Source organism: Clostridia bacterium (assembly GCA_014360065.1).
GTDB lineage: Bacteria > Bacillota > DSM-521 > Neomoorellales > JACIYF01 > JACIYF01.
The window spans coordinates 1-3,369 of record JACIYF010000194.1 but is presented as its reverse complement, the minus strand read 5'-3'; the positions used below and the strand labels follow the sequence as shown (position 1 = coordinate 3,369).

Annotated in this window: 4 protein-coding genes; 2 read left to right on the top strand and 2 right to left on the bottom strand. The window is 56.2% G+C overall.

The genetic code is table 11. The features are described 5' to 3' along the window. Positions 1-207 precede the first annotated feature (207 nt). Together H5U02_14810 and ccsB are read left to right on the top strand one after the other, a co-directional pair. Positions 208-1,200, top strand: coding sequence for a cytochrome c biogenesis protein ResB (locus tag H5U02_14810; GenBank protein ID MBC7343691.1), 993 nt, complete (start codon positions 208-210; stop codon positions 1,198-1,200). Positions 1,201-1,356: 156 nt separating this feature from the next. Next, positions 1,357-2,133 carry a c-type cytochrome biogenesis protein CcsB gene (gene ccsB / locus H5U02_14805; protein MBC7343690.1) on the top strand — a complete coding sequence of 259 codons (777 nt, stop codon included), beginning with the start codon at positions 1,357-1,359 and terminating at the stop codon, positions 2,131-2,133. A 13-nt stretch (positions 2,134-2,146) separates the two neighbouring features. Here ccsB and H5U02_14800 read toward each other — a convergent pair whose 3' ends face one another. Together H5U02_14800 and H5U02_14795 are read right to left on the bottom strand one after the other, a co-directional pair. Continuing rightward, the gene (locus H5U02_14800) at positions 2,147-3,118 is read right to left on the bottom strand and encodes a helix-turn-helix transcriptional regulator (protein MBC7343689.1); all 972 of its coding nucleotides are present in this window, start codon (positions 3,116-3,118) and stop codon (positions 2,147-2,149) included. A 35-nt stretch (positions 3,119-3,153) separates the two neighbouring features. Beyond that, positions 3,154-3,369, bottom strand: a 216-nt coding sequence (locus tag H5U02_14795; protein MBC7343688.1) for a cobyrinic acid a,c-diamide synthase, incomplete at its 5' end; no start/stop codon positions are given.

The following is a 3,369-nucleotide window of genomic DNA, read 5'->3' as shown; positions in this document are numbered from 1 at the left end:
AAAGAGCCCATTGTATACTCAATTCAGCTGAATCCCAAGCTCGGTAGTCGGCATAGGTTAGACCGATGGCGGCGAGCCACCTGGCCTTAATACGGTTGCAGCTGGTTGGTCTGGGCAACTGTACTTAGGAAAGGCTAGGAGGAAGAGATTGGGCTTTGAGCCGGCATGCTTTAGCCCCTATTTAGATATAGCTAAAAGGTGAAGAGATTGCGTTTTTTCTCACTAAGGTTCAGCCTCTTTCTGCTTCTGGTTTTTGGTGGCCTGGCGGCTTTGGGCACCTTGATTCCCCAGGGCCAGCCTCCGAGCTTCTACCAAGCCCAGTACGGTGCTTTCTTGGGCCAATTGCTTCTTCGGCTTTCCCTGGACCACTTATACCGAAGCTGGTGGTTTATAGCCTTAGGCGGGATTTTGGCTTTGAACCTGTTGGTCTGCCCCCTGCGGCGCTGGGGAGTAAGCTCGGGGCTCAAGGGGTGGGGGCTTTTGGTTTTGCACCTGGGCGCTTTAGTACTGTTGGTGGGGGCAGGGATTTCCTTTGCCATGGCCAAACACGCCTTGGTAGAGCTTGGAGTAGGTGACCGGTTGGACTTAGCGGAATACGGCTTTCCTGGTCTTGCCCTTAGCCTGGAGCGGTTTGAGATCCAGTATTATTCCAACCTAGAGCCTAAGCAGTTCACCAGCACTGTAAATTTACAAAGCGCCGATGGTGAGGCCCGACAAGGAAAAGTTTCAGTCAATCACCCCCTTGAGTTTCAAGGAATTAAGCTCTACCAGAGCCGCTGGGGCTGGTTGGTTAAAGGGGAGGTTACGATAGGGGAGAAGGCCATCCCCTTTGAGGTGGAAAGCGGTAAGCCTTTGGCCCTAAACCAAGGGCAGACCCTTTACCTGGTGCCGCAGTTTGTGCCCGATCTAAACGCGGATTCCCCAGTGGCCAATAATCCTGGTTTATTCTGCCGTTTGATGCGGGGCCATGAAGTAATAGCAAAAGAATTGATCAAGCTGGGCGAGACCAAAAGCCTCCAGGGCTATTCACTTAGCTTTCAGGGTTACCGCTATTTGAGCGGCTTGGAGGTCAAGAGGGACCCTGGCCTGCCCGTGGTCTACACCGGGTTTGGGCTTTTGGGGCTAGGCCTCATCCTGGCGAGGATGCGGAAGGGGCGCCCTAGCCGGCAAGCTGCCCAAGCAGATAAGGAAAAGACGTAGCCAAGGTTCTGGTCATGGTAGCTAACGGTTGAGTGCCGGGCGCCGAAGGGTGAGGGGAAGCCATACGGATCGCTGGCGAAGCATCTTGCGCCGACGCCAGCGCCCCGGCATGGGAAACGTTTCAGAAGCAACTGGCCTTGAGAGGGGCGGGGAGAAATGGAAGCTAACTTTAACCTGGCCACCTATGCGCTATTGCTATTGGTCTTGATCTTTAGCCTGATATCCTTTTGGCGCCCCAGCCGCCGGACCGGCCGGCTGGCAGAGGCAGGCTCGGCGCTGGCTTGGCTGTGCATGACTTTAGCATTGGCCCTACGCGCCTTAGGTGCGGGGAGGCTTCCGGTAGCCAGCCTTTATGAGTTCAGCTTGTTGATGGTTTGGGGAACGATGGCCTTCACCTTGATCATTTATCGCCGAACCGGGTCTCAACTGGTGCTAGTATTGGCAACCTTGCTGGAAGTGGCCCTCCTTTCCTACGCCAACACCTTGGCCCAAGCGGCGGGGCCTTTGCCGCCAGCATTGCAGAGCGTTTGGCTCAAGCTCCACGTAGCCACCGCGGTGGCAGCCTACGGGGCTTTTGGGCTATCGTTTTGCCTGGCTATTGCCTACTTAGCTTTGACCAGGCCTACCTTGCGGGACCAGATGGAGGAGGCCATGTACTGGTCCATAACTGTGGGCTTTCCCTTCTTAACTCTAGTTATCATTACCGGCGCCATCTGGGCGGAGCAGGTATGGGGTCGGTGGTGGAGCTGGGATCCCAAAGAGACTTGGGCTTTGGCGACATGGCTAATCTATGCTGCCTATCTTCATGCCCGCAAGACGTACGGGTGGCGGGGCAAAAGGGCAGCCCTAATGGCGGTGGTGGGTTTTGGGGCGGTGCTGTTTACCTGGTTTGGAGTCTCCTTCCTGCTTCCAAGCATCCACAGCTATCTTTAGGAGTCGCAGGCGGCTATTTCCCTTGGCTACCCGCACCGTCGGCTCCCGGCCTTGATGGCGCCACGCCCATCATGGCGTCCAGCCCGGCGGTGGCCATATCGGCGTTAGCCGAAAGCAGCTCGATGAGGTTGATGATGAGGTTGCGCTCTTTCTCCGAGGAACGGGCTAGAAAGCGGCGGATCTCCTGAAACTCAGCTTCGCCGGTGGGACTCAAGGGGCGGCGATTGGCGTTTAATTGCTCCAAAAAGTTTACCAAGGCTTGAATCTCAGCATCGCTCCAAGCGGCCAGGGCTCGGACGATTTGTTGAATCGCCGGCCGGCGCAAAGCCTCTCGTAAATCGGCCGCCAAGGCCTGATCCAGGTAGAGGCCTTCTTCTTCCTCTTCCATCAGGAAATAGCAGGTTGATACCCCTAGGGCCTCGGCCAGGCTGCTCAAGGTAGATAGGGAGGGCTGGATGCGATCGGTTTCAATTTGACCGATGAGGCTATGGGATATGCCCACCTGCTCAGCCAATTGCTTTTGGGTAAGGCCCATCTTCTCCCGCAGCCTCCTTAGCTTGTTGCCCAAACTATCCTCTTTTTGGGAACGCAAAAGGGAACTGGTGGGGACATCTAGGACTGCCGCCAGCTTTTCTAGGGTTTTCAATGAAGCCCGGCCCCGACCCCGCTCGATCTCGCTGATATGGGCTAGGGAAACTCCCGATTGGCGGCTCAGCTGGCTCAAGGTGATGCCTTTCTGCTGCCGTAGCTGGCGCAGCTTTGCTCCTAGGGCATCCTGCTCAGCATCCGCATCTTTCTTGGTAAAGTAATCTGTTTCCACTCCCAAGAGGCTGGCCACTTCCGCCAAGGTGCTGGCCGACAGGTGCCGGGTTCCGCGCTCGATTTCGGCCATACAATCAGGTGGAATATCCAGGCGGTCGGCTAGCTCCTCCAGGGACATACCACGCTCTTCTCTAAGCTTCCTCAGTCTTTCTCCTACTGCCACGGTTAAACTCTCCTTCTCCGAAAAAACGTTTACTTCTAAACGGTTTGGCCAGCTGCTTTTAGTCTTTCGTGGCCGCTGGCCAAGGACAAAAAGTTGGCTGCCCACTCCGGGTGGGCGGGAGCGTATATATGGTTATAGGCGGCCAAGACCTGCCGGTAAAGGATGCCATCCACCCGGCCATCGATGCCAAAGCCGCGCTGGACCCGGTAGAGGAAGCGAACTGCTTCGGTTTCCAGGTTCACCACCTGGGA